Source organism: Polyangium mundeleinium, from assembly GCF_028369105.1.
GTDB lineage: Bacteria > Myxococcota_A > Polyangia > Polyangiales > Polyangiaceae > Polyangium > Polyangium mundeleinium.
In genome coordinates, this window is the sequence record NZ_JAQNDO010000001.1 from 2966783 (window position 1) to 2982263 (window position 15481).

At 67.9% G+C, this 15481-nt stretch carries 11 protein-coding genes; 9 read left to right on the plus strand and 2 right to left on the minus strand.

Annotation, left to right across the window (positions count from 1 at the left end; genetic code table 11):
- Positions 1-28: 28 nt before the first annotated feature.
- On the plus strand, positions 29-1231 hold the full coding sequence (locus POL67_RS12045) for a Mur ligase family protein (RefSeq protein ID WP_271917416.1): 1203 nt from the start codon (positions 29-31) through the stop codon (positions 1229-1231).
- A 61-nt stretch (positions 1232-1292) separates the two neighbouring features.
- The gene (locus POL67_RS12050; RefSeq protein WP_271917417.1) at positions 1293-2621 is read left to right on the plus strand and encodes an NTP/NDP exchange transporter; all 1329 of its coding nucleotides are present in this window, start codon (positions 1293-1295) and stop codon (positions 2619-2621) included.
- A 7-nt stretch (positions 2622-2628) separates the two neighbouring features.
- Here POL67_RS12050 and POL67_RS12055 read toward each other — a convergent pair whose 3' ends face one another.
- A complete protein-coding gene (locus POL67_RS12055; protein WP_271917418.1) occupies positions 2629-3606 on the minus strand; it encodes an NAD-dependent epimerase/dehydratase family protein in 978 nt (325 codons plus the stop codon).
- A gap of 70 nt (positions 3607-3676) precedes the next feature.
- Between POL67_RS12055 and POL67_RS12060 the strand changes: the two genes are divergently transcribed.
- From POL67_RS12060 to POL67_RS12090, 7 genes are all read left to right on the plus strand, one after another.
- Positions 3677-4462 (plus strand): alpha/beta fold hydrolase, encoded by a 786-nt coding sequence (locus POL67_RS12060; protein WP_271917419.1) that lies wholly within the window; start codon positions 3677-3679, stop codon positions 4460-4462.
- A 59-nt stretch (positions 4463-4521) separates the two neighbouring features.
- On the plus strand, positions 4522-5559 hold the full coding sequence (locus POL67_RS12065; RefSeq protein ID WP_271917420.1) for a PA0069 family radical SAM protein: 1038 nt from the start codon (positions 4522-4524) through the stop codon (positions 5557-5559).
- Positions 5560-5876: 317 nt separating this feature from the next.
- Entirely contained in the window at positions 5877-7037 is a 1161-nt protein-coding gene (locus tag POL67_RS12070; RefSeq protein ID WP_271917421.1) for an NlpC/P60 family protein, read from the plus strand.
- 311 nt (positions 7038-7348) lie between these two features.
- The gene (locus POL67_RS12075) at positions 7349-8512 is read left to right on the plus strand and encodes an NlpC/P60 family protein (protein WP_271917422.1); all 1164 of its coding nucleotides are present in this window, start codon (positions 7349-7351) and stop codon (positions 8510-8512) included.
- A gap of 185 nt (positions 8513-8697) precedes the next feature.
- Positions 8698-9603 (plus strand): NAD(P)/FAD-dependent oxidoreductase, encoded by a 906-nt coding sequence (locus POL67_RS12080; RefSeq protein WP_271917423.1) that lies wholly within the window; start codon positions 8698-8700, stop codon positions 9601-9603.
- 41 nt (positions 9604-9644) lie between these two features.
- Positions 9645-11972, plus strand: coding sequence for an OPT family oligopeptide transporter (locus POL67_RS12085; protein WP_271917424.1), 2328 nt, complete (start codon positions 9645-9647; stop codon positions 11970-11972).
- Between the two features lie 44 nt (positions 11973-12016).
- Positions 12017-12733 carry a hypothetical protein gene (locus POL67_RS12090; protein WP_271917425.1) on the plus strand — a complete coding sequence of 239 codons (717 nt, stop codon included), beginning with the start codon at positions 12017-12019 and terminating at the stop codon, positions 12731-12733.
- On the opposite strand, the gene POL67_RS12095 is transcribed toward POL67_RS12090, so the two are convergent.
- Positions 12730-15468, minus strand: coding sequence for an ATP-binding protein (locus tag POL67_RS12095; protein ID WP_271917427.1), 2739 nt, complete (start codon positions 15466-15468; stop codon positions 12730-12732). The genes POL67_RS12090 and POL67_RS12095 overlap by 4 nt on opposite strands.
- Positions 15469-15481 lie beyond the last annotated feature (13 nt).

Genomic DNA, 15481 nt, shown 5'->3' on the forward strand with positions numbered 1-15481 from the left:
CGCCCTTTCGCCTGCTACGCTCGGCGCCATGTTTCCTCCGCCGCCCCGCTGGTCACGCCGCATCACCACCGTGGGCGTGACCGGCACGAACGGCAAGACCACGACCACGACGTTCCTCGCGGCCGCGCTCGCCCGCCTCGCCCGGCCCGTCCTTCGCGTGACCACGCTCGGCGCCTTCCTCGACGACGCGCCGCTCCCGTTCCCCGCGACGCACGACGACTTCCTCGACGCCATGCGCCACGGTTTTGAACAGGGCGCGCGATATGCCGCCGTCGAGGCCACGAGCGAGGCCCTCGCGCTCGGGTTTGCCAAGGCGTGGCCCATTTCCCTCGCGGTCTTCACGAACCTGACGCGGGACCACCTCGACGCGCACGGCTCGCCCGAGCATTACCTCGCGAGCAAAGCGCAGCTCTTCGTGCACCTGCCCGCGGACGGCGCGGCGATCCTCAATGCCTGGGATCCCGCCTCGGAGCTGCTCGCCGAGGTCGTCGCGAAAGGCGCGCGCACCGTCACGTACGGCCTCCCTTCACGCGCGCCGGGAAAGCCGGTCCTCCGGCCCAATCTCGTGGCCGAGGAGATCTCCGTGGGCTGGGATGGAACACGCGCCCGGCTCGCTTCCACGTTGCGTGTTCGAGACATGCCGCAGGAAATACGCATTCGCGCGATCGGCGAGCCGTTCCTGGAGAATGCGCTCGCCGCGCTCGCGGCCGCGATCGAGGCGGGTGTCCCCCCGGCGGAGGCGGCGGACGCGATCGCCCAGGTGCCCGCGCCGCCCGGTCGATTCCAGGTCCTCGGCGCGGGTCCACGCGCCGTCGTCGATTATGCGCATTCCCCCGACGCGCTCGCCCGCACGCTCACGACGGCGCGTGGCCTCACGACGGGCCGCGTGTTCGTGGTCTTTGGCGCCGGCGGGGATCGGGACCGCGGCAAACGCGCTTCGATGGGCGAGGCCGCGCGGCGGGCCGATCGCATCGTGCTCACGAGCGACAACCCCCGAAGCGAGGACCCCGCGGCGATCGCCGAGGAAATCCGGGTCGGGCTCGGCGATCACCCCGACGTCCGTGTCGTCCTCGACCGCGCCGAGGCGATCCGCGGAGCCATCGCGGAGGCGGGCCCCTCCGACGTGGTCGTGATCGCGGGCCGCGGCCCCGAGACCGAGCAGGTCTTCGCCTCGGGAAACCGCCGGCTCGTCGACGCGGAGGTCGCGGACGCGGCGCTCGCGGAGGCGTGAAGCAAAAAAAGAACCGGCATTCCCCGTACCCGCCGCGCGCCGTTCGGGCATGATGCGCGCGATGTTGCGAGGGTTCGTCTTGCGCCAGGGCCTGCGCGTCGTCGCCGTGCGCCCCGAGGAGATCGGCGCCGTCGTGTGGTCGTTCGTCTACTTTTTCCTGCTCCTCTCCGGGTATTACCTCATTCGCCCGCTCCGCGACGCCATGGGCATCGCGGGCGGCGAGAAGGCCTTGCCGTGGCTCTTCTCCGCGACGTTCGGGGTGATGCTCTGCGCCGTCCCGCTTTATGGCGCCCTCGTCACGCGCCTCTCGCGCCGCCGCCTCGTCCCCGTCGTCCACCGCTTCTTCGCGGCAAACCTCCTCCTCTTTTTCGCGCTCGCGTCCCTCGGCGTCCCGCGTCCGCTCCTCGGCCGCGTCTTTTTCGTCTGGACCAGCGTCTACAACCTGTTCGTCGTCTCCGTCCTCTGGAGCTTCCTCGTCGACGTCTTCACGAGCGAGCAGGGCAAGCGCCTCTTCGGCATCATCGCCGCGGGCGGCAGCGCGGGCGCGATCCTGGGCCCACTCGTCACGGCGGCCGTGAGCAAGCGGCTCGGGCAAACGCACCTCTTCTGGTTGCTCGTCCTCTCGGCCGTGACGCTCGAAGCGTGTGTCCTCTGCGCGCGGCGCGCCGAGCATTACGCGGGCGCGCGTGACGCCTCGGAGGCGCGCGCCTCTTCGGACAAACCCGTCGGTGGCTCGCTTTTCGCCGGCGTCCGCCTCATCGTCGCGTCGCCGTACCTCGCGGGCATCGCGCTCGCGATGTTGCTCCTGACGACGATGAACACCTTTCTTTATCTCCAGAAGACCGATCTCGTCCGCCGCGCGGCCCAGGATTCGGCGGCGCATACGGCTCTTTTCGCCTGGAACGACACGGCCGTGAACGTCCTCTCCGCCGCGCTCTCGTTGTTCCTCACGGGCCGGCTCATGACCCGGCTCGGCCTCGCCGCGGCGCTCGTCGTGCTCCCCGTCCTCTCTGGCCTCGGATTCTCGGCGCTCGCCGTCTATCCCTCCCTCGCGGTCGTTGCCGTGGTCGAGGGACTCCGCCGCGCGGCGCAATATGCGATCGAGCGCCCGGCGCGCGAGGTGCTTTATACCGTCCTCCCCCGGGAGGCGAAATACAAGGCGAAGAGCTTCATCGACACCGTGGTCTTTCGCGGGGGCGATGCCGCGAGCGCGTGGGCGCACGCGGGGTTGCTCACCCTGGGTTTGTCGTCCTCGGGCATCTCGCTCGTCGCGGTCCCGCTCGCGGGCCTTTGGCTCGGCGTGGCCCTTTTCCTGGCCCGCCGCGAAAAGACCCTGGCGGAGGAGGGGGCCGAGTCACGCAAGCTGGACGCGCCGGCGGCCGTGACCTGACCCGCGTTTACCGCCCCATCCCCTTCTCCCGCAGCCACGCGACGCTCCTCGCCATGCCCTCGTCGAGCCCGATGCGCGGCGCATACCCGAGGGCCTTGATCCGCTCGATCCCGTATTGCCCGCGCCGAAGCACGTAGCGCACGGCCTCGCGGTTCATTTCGAGCTCCCGCCCCAGCACGGAGGCCGCGCGATCGAGCGTGGCGGCGGCGCGGAGCACGAGCGGCCCCGGGAGATCGGGGAGCCCGCGGATGCCGAGGAATCGCTGGTAATGGCTGAAGAATTCGCGCGCGGTCGTGCGCCTGTCGTCCGTGACCGTGAAAGGCAGGCCGCCCTTGTTCGCGGCGAGCACGAGCTCGATCGCGTCGAGGAGGTTGTCCACGTACACGTGGTTCACGTGACAAACCTTGCTATCGACGTAGATCCACGACCGCGCGGCCATCATGCGCGTCGGCCGCTCCGTCCAGGGGATCGAGCCGGGGCCATACACGTCGCCGGGCCTCACCACGTAGACATCGAAGACGCCGGGCTCGTGCGCCGCGAGCGCGAGCGCCTCGCTCCGGATCTTCGTCGCGCAATAAGGGTTGTCGAAGCCGCCCAGGGGCCCGTCCTCGGGCACGCCGTCGGGGAAATCGAAGCCGTGCACCATGACCGACGAGATCATCACGAAATGGCGCACGCCCGCGCGCCGCGCCGCGACCAGCATCGCCCCCGTTCCGCCCACGTTCACCCGCTCGAAGAGCGTCATCGGGCCCGACTCCCGCACGACCGCGGCCGTGTGGTAGACGGTCTCCGCCCCCGCGCAGAGCGCCGCGCAGGCCGCCGGATCCGACACGTCCCCGCGGAGGAGCTCGATCGAAGGGCCTCCCTCGCGATTCGGCACGAGATCCAGCCCGCGAACCCTGAAGCCCGCGGCGAGCGCGCGCGCGGCGAGCGCCCGGCCGAGGAACCCCGATGCGCCCGTGATGGCCACGATCGATCGGCTCATTCTTGTCCCCGCTCCTTATCTCCGAAAGAGGGACCTTGACCGCAAGGCCCCTTTCGGTTTCCTTTCTCGCATGCCCCACGTCGATCTGAATGGCCAAAAGATTTTCTACGAGGACTCCGGCGGCGAGGGACCGCCCGTCGTGCTCGCGCACGGCTTCTTGATGGATCTGACGATGTTCGATCCGCAGGTCGCGGTCCTCGCGCCCGAGTTCCGCGTGATCCGCTTCGACGCCCGCGGCTTCGGCCGCACGAAGAGCGACGGGAATCGCTTCACCTACTGGGACTCGGTCGAGGACTGCATTCGGCTCCTCGATCACCTCGGCATCGAGCGCGCCGTCGTCGGTGGCATGTCCCAGGGCGGCTTTCTCACGCTGCGCGCCGCGTTGAAGTGGCCCGATCGCGTGAAGGCCCTCGTCCTCATCAACTCGCAGGGCGGCGTGGACGACGCCGAGACGCTCGCCGGGAACCGCAGCATGCTGGAGACATGGCGGCAGCAGGGCCCGATTGATCCGATCGTCCATGGGATCGCCGGCCTCATCCTCGGCGCGCCCGAGCACTGGGAGCCCTGGGTCTCGATGTGGCGGAAGGCCTCGATCGAAGACCTCGTGGCCCCCACGCTCGCCCTGCTCGAGCGCGAGGACATCACCGATCGCCTCAGCGAGATCAAGCAGCCGGCGATCGTCTTCCACGGCGACGCGGACCTCGCGATTTCGCTCGAGCGCGGCCGCCTCCTCGCGGACAAACTCTCGGGCTGCAAGAGTTTCGTCACGGTGAAGGGCGCCGCGCACGCGTCGAACCTCACCCACGCCGATCAGGTGAACCCGCCGCTCCTCGCGTTCCTCCGCGCGTACGCGTGAGCCGCACGGGCTGAACATCCGAGCAGACACACCGGCGCCTACGCGCTAGGATGCGCGGCATGCCGCGCCCCGTGCAGAACCCGCCGAACCCCTGGGCGAAGACCGAGGTCGAGTGGCTCGACGAGCCGCCGAACGCGACGCTCCAGGTCTTCGAGGAGCAGGCCCGCTCGATCCTCTCCGAGAACGAGAGCCCGGATCTGCCCTTCCGCTTCAGCCTGAACCCCTACCGCGGCTGCATCCACGCCTGCGCCTACTGTTATGCCCGCCCGAGCCACCAGTACCTCGGCTTCGGCGCGGGCACCGATTTCGATCGCAAGATCGTGGTCAAGACGAACGCGCCGCGCCTCCTCCGCGAGGCCTTCGAGAAGCCGAGCTGGCGCGGCGACGGGGTCGTCCTCTCGGGAAACACCGATTGTTATCAGCCGCTCGAAGCGAGCTACGAGCTCACGCGTCAATGTCTCGACGTTTGCCTCGCCTTCCAGAACCCGGTCTCGATCATCACGAAGAGCCGCCTCGTGGCGCGGGACGCGGGCCTGCTCGCGGAGCTCTCGCGGCGGGCGCGGGCGCACGTGTTCCTCAGCATTCCGTTCGCGAGGGACGAGGACGGGCGCAAGATCGAGCCCTGGGCGAGCAAGACGAGCCTGCGCTTCGGCGCGATGCGCGCCCTCGCGGACGCGGGGGTCCCGGTCGGGATCGCCATTGCGCCGGTCATTCCAGGGCTCAACGATTCGGACATCGCCGAGCTGCTCGAGCGCGCGCGGGAGGCGGGGGCGGGGACGGCGTTCCTGCAGCCCCTTCGGCTCTCGGCCGAGGTCCTGCCCGTCTTCGAAGAGCGGCTCGCCGAGGCGTATCCGCTGCGGGCGCAAAAAGTACGCAATGCGATCCAGGAGATGCGCGGCGGCAAGATGAACGAGAGCGCGTTCGGGGCGCGCTTCTCGGGGCTCGGGCCCCGGTGGGCCATGGTCGAGCGGGTGTTCGAGGCCCATTGCGCGCGCCTCGGCCTGAACCGGGAGCGCATCACCCGCGAGGCCCCGACCACGTTCCAGCGGCCGAAGAGACAGCTTTCGCTCTTCGACGACAGATCCCCAAACCGGTAACGATACCACGGCTCGGGGGCGCGGCGCGCCGTTTTCCCTTCCGCGGCGGCTCCTTGCCCTGAAATGAGGGAAACGAAAACCCTCCAGGGTACCATCCCGCGTCGAGGGGCGACCACGAGAATCCGCCGAGCGTTTCGAATTCGTTCATGAAGTGAGATGTTTCTCACCAAACTTACGACTTCGTCCGATTCGGCGCCAAAAATGAAGGACCGTGGCGGCGGACAGGTTACGCTGGAGATGGTCACTGCGTAACGACGTCCGGCGCCGCCCCCGACCCCGGCGTGCACGTCCCCGTAGTGCCGGAGGTGACGTGTGTCATGCCCAAGAACCCGGCCATTTTCCGTGTTTCCGTTGCCCTTCTTCCTTGCTTGACGCTCGCCGCGAGCCTCCCCGGCTGCCTCCTCGACGCAGAGGAGCCGCTCGATATCACGCAGCTCAGCGCCCCGCCCGAAGACGACCACGAAGCCAAAGAGGCCGAGATCGAAGAGGAAGAACCCGACGATTCCAAAGGGAAAAAAGCCAGCAGCGGCTCGGCGCCCCAGGCGGGCGCGGCGTGTACCGTGGCGGCCACGTTCAAATACACGACGTCGGGGGACGTCACGACCGCCTCGATCAACACCACGGCCGTCGCATGGTTCACGAAAGGTTCGTACACGGTCCGGATGACCGGCCCCTCACGGACCTTTGCCGCCGGGGTGACCGGCGTCCCGTCGGTCACGACGACCATGTGGATTCGCACGCTCACCACACCCTTCGATCCGGCCACGATGGGGACCACGGCCCGCAGCGCCTGGCTCAACGCAGCGCGTGCTGTCAATTGCGTGACGGGGATGTCGGACATCCTCGCCGTCGGGTACGAATACATCGAGGGCGCGCCGAAGGACGCCGGGTACGCGAACGGCGCGGACTACCACGATTACCTCGGGCTCGCCTGGGATCCGATCGACGCGAACATCATCGCCGCGGACACCACGCAGTTGGGCAAGATCGATTGCTCGGGGTATCTGCGGCTCCTCTTCGGCCAGCATGCGAATTTTCTTTACAACGGCGTGGAGGCGAAGATCCCGATGTCGCTGTACGTCAAGGGCACGCTCACCCGGTCGAGCAAGGATCAATATCAATCGGGGCCGGGCAAGATCATCGTGCCGTTCCGCACCCAGCCCACGGGCGCCACGGCCTTCAACGGGACCCCCACGGCCACGGAGCTCGCGGCGATCGAGGTTGGTGATATCGTATTTTTCGATTCGAGCTGCGATTACGCCGTGTCGACCCCCTCCTGCGGCACGGACTGGACCTCGATCGGCCATACCGGGATCTACGTCGGTCGCGACACCTTGAACAACGCCCGCTTCCTCTCCTCCCGCTCGACCGCGAACGGCCCCACCGTGGCGAACACGGGTGGCTGGTCGGTCTTCAACAACGCCACCGGCGTCAGCGGGACCTACCCGAAGCGGTTCCGCGGCGCGCGACGGTTCTGACGGCGCACCTTCGGCGCGGCGCGCTTCGCATTGCACTTTTCCCGCCCGAAAAGAACGGCAATGGCGATACGGAGGCGCGCGATCTGGACTTTTTTTCATATCGACTGTGCCTCCCGTGCCACAGCCCCCTCCCGTGGTCCGGACGGGACCCCGAAGGCCCCACCTGGCTTCGGGCCGCGCGACGGTTCTGATCGTCGTAAATTCGGCCGGCACACCGCTTGCAGCTTATCGTTGCCGAACCACGCCGCTTCCCCCGGCGGCAGGCCCGGTATCCCCGGCGCCGCGTAACCCCGACCCTCGGAGGTTCCCCCATGGCCACGATTTTGGCTGCCGTTCGCTCTTTTGCAGGCGCGCTCCTCCCCAGCCTCGCGCTCGCCGCGACCCTCACCGGCTGCCTCGGCGGGGGAGGCGGCGCCGACGCCGGCGACGAAGATACCAAGGTCGTGGTCGGCGACGAAGGAGAGGAGACGGGCGGAGACGAGACGCCGACGACGCCCGACGACGAACCGGTCGTGGAGGTCGAGGAAGAGCCGCAAAGCGCGGGGCCCTGCGGGAAGGTCGCGACGTTCTCGTTCGCGAAGTCGGGCGACACGATGATCGCGTCGGTGGGCGGCGAGCCGGTCGCGTGGTTCACGCACGGCGGGTATTCCGTGCGGATGGCGGGGGCTTCGCGCACGTTCGGCGCGGCCACGTCGGCGAGCACGGTCACCACGTCGACGTGGGTGCGGACCCTGAGCGAGCCTTTCGACGTGGAGAAGACCTCGGAGGCGAAGATCTCGGCGTGGCTGAATGCGGCCCGCGGGGTGAACTGCGACGCGGGAACGCAGGACGTGATCGCGATCTCGTACGACTACGTGGAGGGCGGCTCGAAGGACGCGCGGTACGCGCTCGGCGCCGATTTCCACGACTTCCTCGGCATCGACTGGGATCCGATCGACGCGAAGAGCATCCTGGCCGACCTCGGCCTCGAAGGCGCGCTCGACTGCTCGGGCTACATGCGCCTCGTGTGGGGGAGCCGCACGAACTTCACGTATGAAGGCGAGGACGTGAGCCTTCCCCTTTCCCTGAAGTCGGTTCCTGGGCACCTGCCGCGCTCGAGCGAGGACATGTACCGGTTCGCCCCCGGCAAGATCGTCGTCCCCTTCCGCACGCATCCCGCGGGCGCCCCCGCCTTCCAGGGCGCGCCGACGACGACCGAGCTCGCCGCGATCGAGCCTGGAGACCTCGTCTTTTTCGACACGCAGTGCAACTACACCATCGCCACGGCCCTGCTCTGCGGCAAGGATGTGGGCGCGATCAGCCACGTCGGCATGTTCGTGGGCCGCGACAACGGCGGGAACTACCGCTTCATTTCGAGCCGCACGACGGCGAACGGCCCGACCGTGGGCAACACCGGCGGCTGGTCGATCTTCAACGCGGGCGCGGACGGCACGGGCTCGTACCCGCAGCGCTTCCGCGGCGCCCGTCGCCTGTAAGGTGGCCTGAGGCTTCGACGCCTCAGGCACGTACGCAAACCTGGGTCTCCGTTTATCCACCTGGATCACGGATGTACCAGGATCCCGGATCCTGAATCCTGCATCCGATCGCCTGGCTGGGCTTCCCGCGAGCTGCTCTCGGCGCCACGTTCCCCTCGGGGCGGCTCAACGAGGGGAGGCGAGGGGTGGAACGTTTCGACGTGCTCATCGTCGGCGGAGGTCCGGCCGGGCTCGGGGCGGCGCTGATTCTCGGGCGCTGCCGCCGCGAAGTGCTCGTCTGCGACGCGGGCACCCCTCGCAATGCGCCTGCGCGGGGCATTCACGGCCTGCTCGGGCACGATGGTTTGCCCCCGGCGGAGCTCTTGCGGCGGGGGCGCGAGGAGGCGCGGCGGTACGGCGTCACGATTCGCGACGTCGAGGTCTGCGACGTCCGGCGATGCGAGCATGGATTCGAGGCCGAGCTCGCGGACGGAGGCCGGGTCGAGGCGCGCAAGGTGGTGCTCGCGACGGGGATGCTCGACGTCATCCCGGCCATCGAGGGCATCCTCACGTATTATGGGCGCGGCGTGTACCATTGCCCGATTTGCGACGGGTGGGAGTGCCGGGACCAGCCGATCGGCGTCCTCGGCCCTGCCCGCCGCGCGAGGCGCGCGGCATTGTCGCTCCTCCGCTGGAGCGACGACATCCTTGTCTTCACGCACGGCCCGGCCGCGCTCACCGACGACGACAGGCGCCTCTTCGAAAAACATCGAATCGGATTGCGGGAGGCGCCCATCCAGCGGCTCGAAGGCGACGGCGAGGCGCTCGCGCGGGTCGTGCTTTCCGACGGCGAGGTCGTGCCGCGGCGGGCGATCTTCCTGAAGACGGGCGAAGTGCCGCGCTCGGACCTGCCCACGAAGCTCGGCTGCAAGATCAACGGCGACGGCACGACGGAGGCGGAGTTCCACGGGAGCACGGAATCCGAGGGCGTCTTCGTCGTGGGCGACGCTTCGCCCCGGGTCCAGCTCGTCAGCGTGGCGCAGGCCGAAGGGGCAGCCGCCGCCGTCCGCATCAATGCCATCTTGCAGGAGGAGGACCTTTCTTTGCGTTAGGCCGAGACATCGGCGCGCTGGTTCTGTGATAGGGTGCCGCAATGTCCGCGTCCGCGCCCTCCCCGGTCCCCGAAGTCGAGGCCGCCGCCCCCGAGCCTTCGGCCTCGCACGCGCCCCACGAGCCGTACGTACCCGCACGCGAGAGCCCACGTGAGCTCACCGTGCGCGCCGTGGCGCTCGGCGCGTTGCTCGGCATCGTCTTCGCCGCGTCTTCGGTGTACCTCGCGCTCAAGGTCGGCTTGACCGTCTCGGCGTCCATTCCGATCGCCGTCATGTCAATCACGATCTTCCGCTTCTTCGGGCGCGCGACGATCCTGGAGAACAACATCGTCCAGACGACGGGCTCCGCGGGCGAGTCGATCGCGGCGGGCGTGGCATTCACGCTGCCCTCGCTCTTGCTCATGGGCTACGACCTCGCGGCGGGCCGGGTGCTTTTGCTCTCGGTGCTCGGCGGCCTGCTCGGCGTGTTGATGATGATCCCGCTCCGGCACGGGCTCATCGTGGAGGAGCACGGAAAACTGAAATACCCCGAGGGCACGGCCTGCGCCGACGTGCTCATCGTGGGCGAGACGGGCGGCACGAACGCGAAGACCGTGTTCGCGGGCTTCGGGCTCGGCTTTTTGTACAAGCTCCTCGGCGACCCGCTGAAGCTCTTCAACATGAACCCCGCCTACCGGTTCACGAGCTGGAAGGGCGCGAGCGTCGCGGGGGAGCTCACGCCGGAGATGCTCGGCGTCGGCTACATCATTGGCCCGAAGACGGCGAGCACCACGATGGCGGGCGGCGTGCTCGCGTATCTCATCCTGATCCCGCTCATCGCGTTCTTCGGCGACAAGATCGATAGCCCGATTTTCCCGGCGACGACGCTCATCCGCGACATGTCGCCGAACGACATCCGCAGCCGGTACGTGCTCTACATCGGCGCGGGCGCGGTGGCGACGGGCGGCTTCATCAGCCTCGGCCGCGCGTTGCCCACGATCGTCAAGGCGTTCCGGAGCGGCATCAAGAGCTTCCGCGCGGGCAAGGCCGAGAAGGCGACGCCGCGCACGGAGAAGGACCTGCCTTTCAACTTCGTGGTGTATGGCCTCGTCGCGCTCCTGCTCGCGATATGGCTCGCGCCCACGCTCGGGATCTCGCTGCCCACGGCGATCCTGATCATGCTCTTCGGCTTCGTGTTCGTGACGGTCTCCTCGCGGATCACGGGCGAAATCGGCTCGTCGTCGAATCCGATCTCGGGCATGACGGTGGCGACGCTCCTCATCACGTGCCTGCTCTTCCTGGCGATGGGCTGGGTGGGCGTGGATCACCGGGCGATGGCGCTCTCGACGGCGGCGATCGTGTGCATCGCGGCCTCGAACGGCGGGGCGACGAGCCAGGACCTGAAGACGGGGTATCTCGTGGGCGCGACGCCGCGGCGGCAGCAGATTGGCCTGCTCGTCGGGGTCGTCACGAGCGCGCTCGTCATTGGATACACGCTCCTCTTCCTCAATGCGTCCTACACGACCCGGGCCGCCGAGACGTACGAGGCGCCCATTCCGGTCGAGTCGATCACGGCGCAGGTGGAGAAGGGCCCGGACGGGAAGGACTATCGCGTCGCCTACCAGCCGAACTCGGGCGCGGCCATTCCCCAAGGGAAATACCTGGTCGAAGACTCGGGGAAGGTGGCGTTCGTGATCGACCCGGGCATCGGCGGCCGCGTGCCGCACGAGCCGAAGAAGCTCGAAGGCGATACCGCCGTGCCTGCGAACGCGGCGAGCAAAGGTTCGATGCTCGGCCCGGATCGCAAATCGTACACGGTCTACGAGGTGGCCGAAGGCGGGGCGATGCACGCGGGGCGGTATCTCGGCGAGGACGGGAAGCTCGTGTACGAGCTGCGCGAGGTGAAGAAGCTCGACGCCCCCAAGGCGAGCCTGTTCGCGCTGATCATCGACGGCATTCTCACGCGCAAGTTGCCCTGGAGCCTCGTGCTCATCGGCGTGATGCTGGCGATCGTGATGGAGCTCTGCGGCGTGGCGGCGCTGCCGTTCGCGGTCGGCGTGTACCTGCCCATCTCGACGAGCGTGCCCATTTTCGTCGGTGGCCTCGTGCGGTGGCTCGTCGACCGGAAGCGCGGGCAGGCGGGCAGCGATGAAGAGTTCAGCCCGGGCACGCTGCTCAGCTCGGGATACATCGCGGGCGGCGCCATCGCGGGCCTCGTGGCGGCGCTCGTCGCGGGGCTTGGGATGGAACACAAGTTCGACCTCTCCACCGTGTTCACGCGTTTTTCGGCCTCGAACATCTCGGGCGTGCTCGCGTTCGGCGCGATCGCGGGCGCGCTTTACTGGGCCGCCGTTCGGGGGAAGTCGGCCGTCGGCAAGTCCGAGGGCTGAAGGAGAAGGGGGCGCGGCGCGGACCTTGCCAGCCGCCCCCCCCGATGTCTCCTCGAAACACCCTGCAATACCTCCTCGTTTTTCCCCTTCTCCCCGCCTGCGCGGGCCCCGATCCCGAATTCCTCGCGGACGAAACCGAATCCATCGCCGAGGATGTGTCCGCGATCGCGCGACGCTGCGAGGACGGCTCCGATTGCGCCGGCGGGCTCGGCTGCGTCCAGGGAGTCTGCGCGGCGTGCAATCGTCACGCACACTGCGCGAGCAACGTGTGCGACCTTTACCAGGGCGGCCGGTGCATCCCCGAAAAAGAGGTCCTTTATGTGGGCCGCGAGGTGGTCACGCATTACGAAGAATGTGATAACGCCACGGGTGTGAGGCACGATCCCTTCTGCCAGATCCGGGACGCCATTCCGGCGCTGGGCAACGGCAAAACGGTGATCCGCGTCGCCCCGGGCTTTTATTTGCCGTTTCACGTGAGCGGCGGCGAGGTGTTCGCCGTGTATGGTCCGGCTGGCGAGGGCGGGATCGCCCAGGTCACCGAGGAGGACGTGGGCGGGCTCAGCGTGCGCGGCGGCGCGCGTGTCGTGCTCGATGGGCTCGAGCTCGGCCGCTATTCGCACAGCTCCGGCGTGCGCTGCGAGGGCCCGGGCACACGCGTCGTCGTGCGGCGCAGCCAGATCTTCGCCGACACACGGGCGCCCATGCACTCGAATGGCTGTGACCTCCGGCTCGAGCACACGGAGGTGTTCACGCGCGATTAAAGCCCCTCGCCGTCGGGCGGCGCCGGCGTGCGCGGCAAGGTCACCGTGAAGGTCGTTCCTTTCCCGAGCTCGCTTTCCATTTCGATCGTCCCGGCCATCATCTCCACGAGCCGCTTCGTGATGGAGAGGCCGAGCCCGGTCCCCCCGTATTTGCGGCTCGTCGAGAGGTCGGCCTGCGTGAAGGGCTGGAACAGCCGGCGCTGCTGCTCGGGCGACATCCCGATCCCCTCGTCCCGCACGGCGAGCCTCACGCAAGGCCGGCCTTCCGCCTCGTGCAGCGACGCGCGCAGGTGGATCCGCCCGCCCTTCGTGAACTTGGCCGCGTTGCTGAGCAGGTTGTTCAACGTCTGCATCACGCGTTTCCTGTCCGCCACCATTTCGAGCGGCCCGTCCGCGCCCTCGACGTAGAGCTCGTTCCCATTGCGATCCACCATCGGTTGCACCGTCCCGCGCACCTCTTCGAGCAGCGCGGCGAGGTCGAACGGCGTGGGATCGAGCGCCATCCGGTTCGCCTCGATCTTCGACAGATCGAGCACATCGTCGACGAGCAGCAAGAGCTGCTTGCCCGCCTGCCGGATCTTGCCGAGGTCCGGTACGATGGCCTCGTATCCGCCCTCGTCGGCCTCCTCCTCCAGCATTTCGCTGTAGCCGATGATCGCGTTGAGCGGCGTGCGCAGCTCGTGGCTCATATTCGCGAGGAACTGGCTCTTCGCCTGGTTCGCCGCCTCCGCGGCGTGGGCCGAGGTCTCGGCCTCGGCGCGCGCTTGCCGGAGCGCGCTCTCCGTCTTTTTGTGCTCCTTCACCTCCTGTTCGAGCTCGACGTTTTGCCGGTCGAGCTCCTCCTCGACGAGCTCGCGGCTCTCCCACGAGAGCACGAGCCACCACGCGCCGATCCCGATGAGGACCACGACGGCCGCATAAAGCTCGGTGAACGTCCGGCCGAGCGCGGCGCGGCTCTCGCCCGTCACGCCCGAGGCCTGGTGGAAGAGGAAAAACACGAGCGCCACCGCGAAGGCCATGCCCGTATAGACGGCGGCGAAGCGCAGGAGGCGCGAGGCGAGGCGCGGCGCGAGTTTTCCTTCGAGGAAGGTCGCGATACGCTGGCGGCTCTCGGGCTGCGATTTGCAGGCGTCGTGGCAGCGCCCGTCGAGCGTGCAGCAGAGCGAGCAGATCGAGCCCTGGTAGACGGGGCAATGGGCCATGTCCTGCGGCTCGTACGAATGCTCGCAGAGGCAACACGGCTCGCTGCCGTGGGCCTTGTCGTTCGAGAAATGGTCGTTCGTGCGGGCGATGTAATACTTGCCCTTCGTCGCCACGGCGATGAGCGGGGAGAGCACGAACGCGAGGCCGAGGGCGATGAACGACGAATACGCCTTCGGCGCCGGACCGAAAAAGCCGGCATAACAGAGCATCGACACGACCGAGCCCGCGGCCATCGACCCGAACCCGACCGGGTTCACGTTGTAGAGGTGCGCCCGCTTGAACTCGATGTACTTCGGCGACAAACCGATCGGTTTGTTCACCACGAGATCGGCGACGATCGCCCCGATCCAGGCGATGGCCACGTTCGAATACAACGCGAGCACCTTGTCCAGGGTGTGGAACACTCCGAACATCATGAGGAGCAGCGCGATCGCCACGTTGAACACGAGCCACACCACGCGGCCGGGGTGGCTGTGCGAGAGGCGCGAGAAGAAGTTCGACCACGCGAGCGAGCCCGCGTAGGCGTTCGTCACGTTGATCTTGAGCTGCGAGACGAGCACGAACAGGATGCCCACCCCGATCATCAAGTTCCGATTCGAAAAGACGTACTCGTAGCCGGCCACGTACATCCAGATCGGCTGGAGCGCCTTCTCCACGGTCGCGCCGTGCCGCATCGCGAGGGTGGCGAGGAATGCCCCGGCGAGCTGCTTGGCGCCTCCGAGCACGATCCAGCCTGGGCCCGCGGCGAGCAGCGCGAACCACCAGAGCTTGCGGTTCGATTTCGTCTTGTCCGGCATGAACCGGAGGTAATCGACCTGCTCGCCGATCTGGACGATGAGCGAAAAGGACACGTTCGCGGCGAGCCCGAACAGGATCGGGTCGAAATGGCGGCCGCTCGGGGATGTTCCGCCGAAGCTCGTCCAGCCGGCGAGCGCGGAAGGGTCCTTCCGGAAGACGTAGACGAACGGCAGGATCATGAGGACCAGCCAGAGGGGCTGGGTCCAGAGCTGGAATCGATTGATCAGCGTAACGCCGAAGAGGACGAGCGGGATGATGCAGAGCGAGCTGACGAGGTAACCGGCGGCGAGCGGCAGGCCCAGCCAGAGCTCCAGCGCCTGGGCCATGATCGAGGCCTCCAGCGCGAAAAAGATGAACGTGAACGAGGCGTAGATGAGCGAGGTGACCGTCGAGCCGATGTACCCGAACCCGGCGCCGCGGGTCAGGAGGTCCATGTCGAGGTTGTATTTCGCGGCGTAATACGTGATCGGCACGCCGGTCAGGAAGATGATCGCGCTGCAGACGACGATGGCCCAAAACGAGTTCTGGAAGCCGTAATGGACGACGAGCGAGCCGCCGATCGCCTCCAGCGCGAGGAACGAGATGCCCCCGAGCGCGGTGTTGGCGAGCAGGAGCGGGGACCATTTGCGGAAGGACCTCGGCGCATAACGCAGCGAGTAATCCTCCATCGTTTCGTTGGCGACCCAGCCGTTGTACGCGCGCCGCTCCCGGACGATCTGCCTGACGAGCTGCATGGTTGTTCCGAAA

Bases quoted from the DNA above. Each gene is read 5' to 3' on its own strand.
- POL67_RS12085 (WP_271917424.1), top strand. From the start codon at position 9,645: ATGTCCGCGTCCGCGCCCTCCCCGGTCCCCGAAGTCGAGGCCGCCGCC.
- POL67_RS12095 (WP_271917427.1), bottom strand. From the start codon at position 15,468: ATGCAGCTCGTCAGGCAGATCGTCCGGGAGCGGCGCGCGTACAACGGC.
- POL67_RS12045 (WP_271917416.1), top strand. From the start codon at position 29: ATGTTTCCTCCGCCGCCCCGCTGGTCACGCCGCATCACCACCGTGGGC.
- POL67_RS12065 (WP_271917420.1), top strand. From the start codon at position 4,522: ATGCCGCGCCCCGTGCAGAACCCGCCGAACCCCTGGGCGAAGACCGAG.
- POL67_RS12075 (WP_271917422.1), top strand. From the start codon at position 7,349: ATGGCCACGATTTTGGCTGCCGTTCGCTCTTTTGCAGGCGCGCTCCTC.
- POL67_RS12070 (WP_271917421.1), top strand. From the start codon at position 5,877: ATGCCCAAGAACCCGGCCATTTTCCGTGTTTCCGTTGCCCTTCTTCCT.
- POL67_RS12055 (WP_271917418.1), bottom strand. From the start codon at position 3,606: ATGAGCCGATCGATCGTGGCCATCACGGGCGCATCGGGGTTCCTCGGC.
- POL67_RS12050 (WP_271917417.1), top strand. From the start codon at position 1,293: ATGTTGCGAGGGTTCGTCTTGCGCCAGGGCCTGCGCGTCGTCGCCGTG.
- POL67_RS12060 (WP_271917419.1), top strand. From the start codon at position 3,677: ATGCCCCACGTCGATCTGAATGGCCAAAAGATTTTCTACGAGGACTCC.
- POL67_RS12090 (WP_271917425.1), top strand. From the start codon at position 12,017: ATGTCTCCTCGAAACACCCTGCAATACCTCCTCGTTTTTCCCCTTCTC.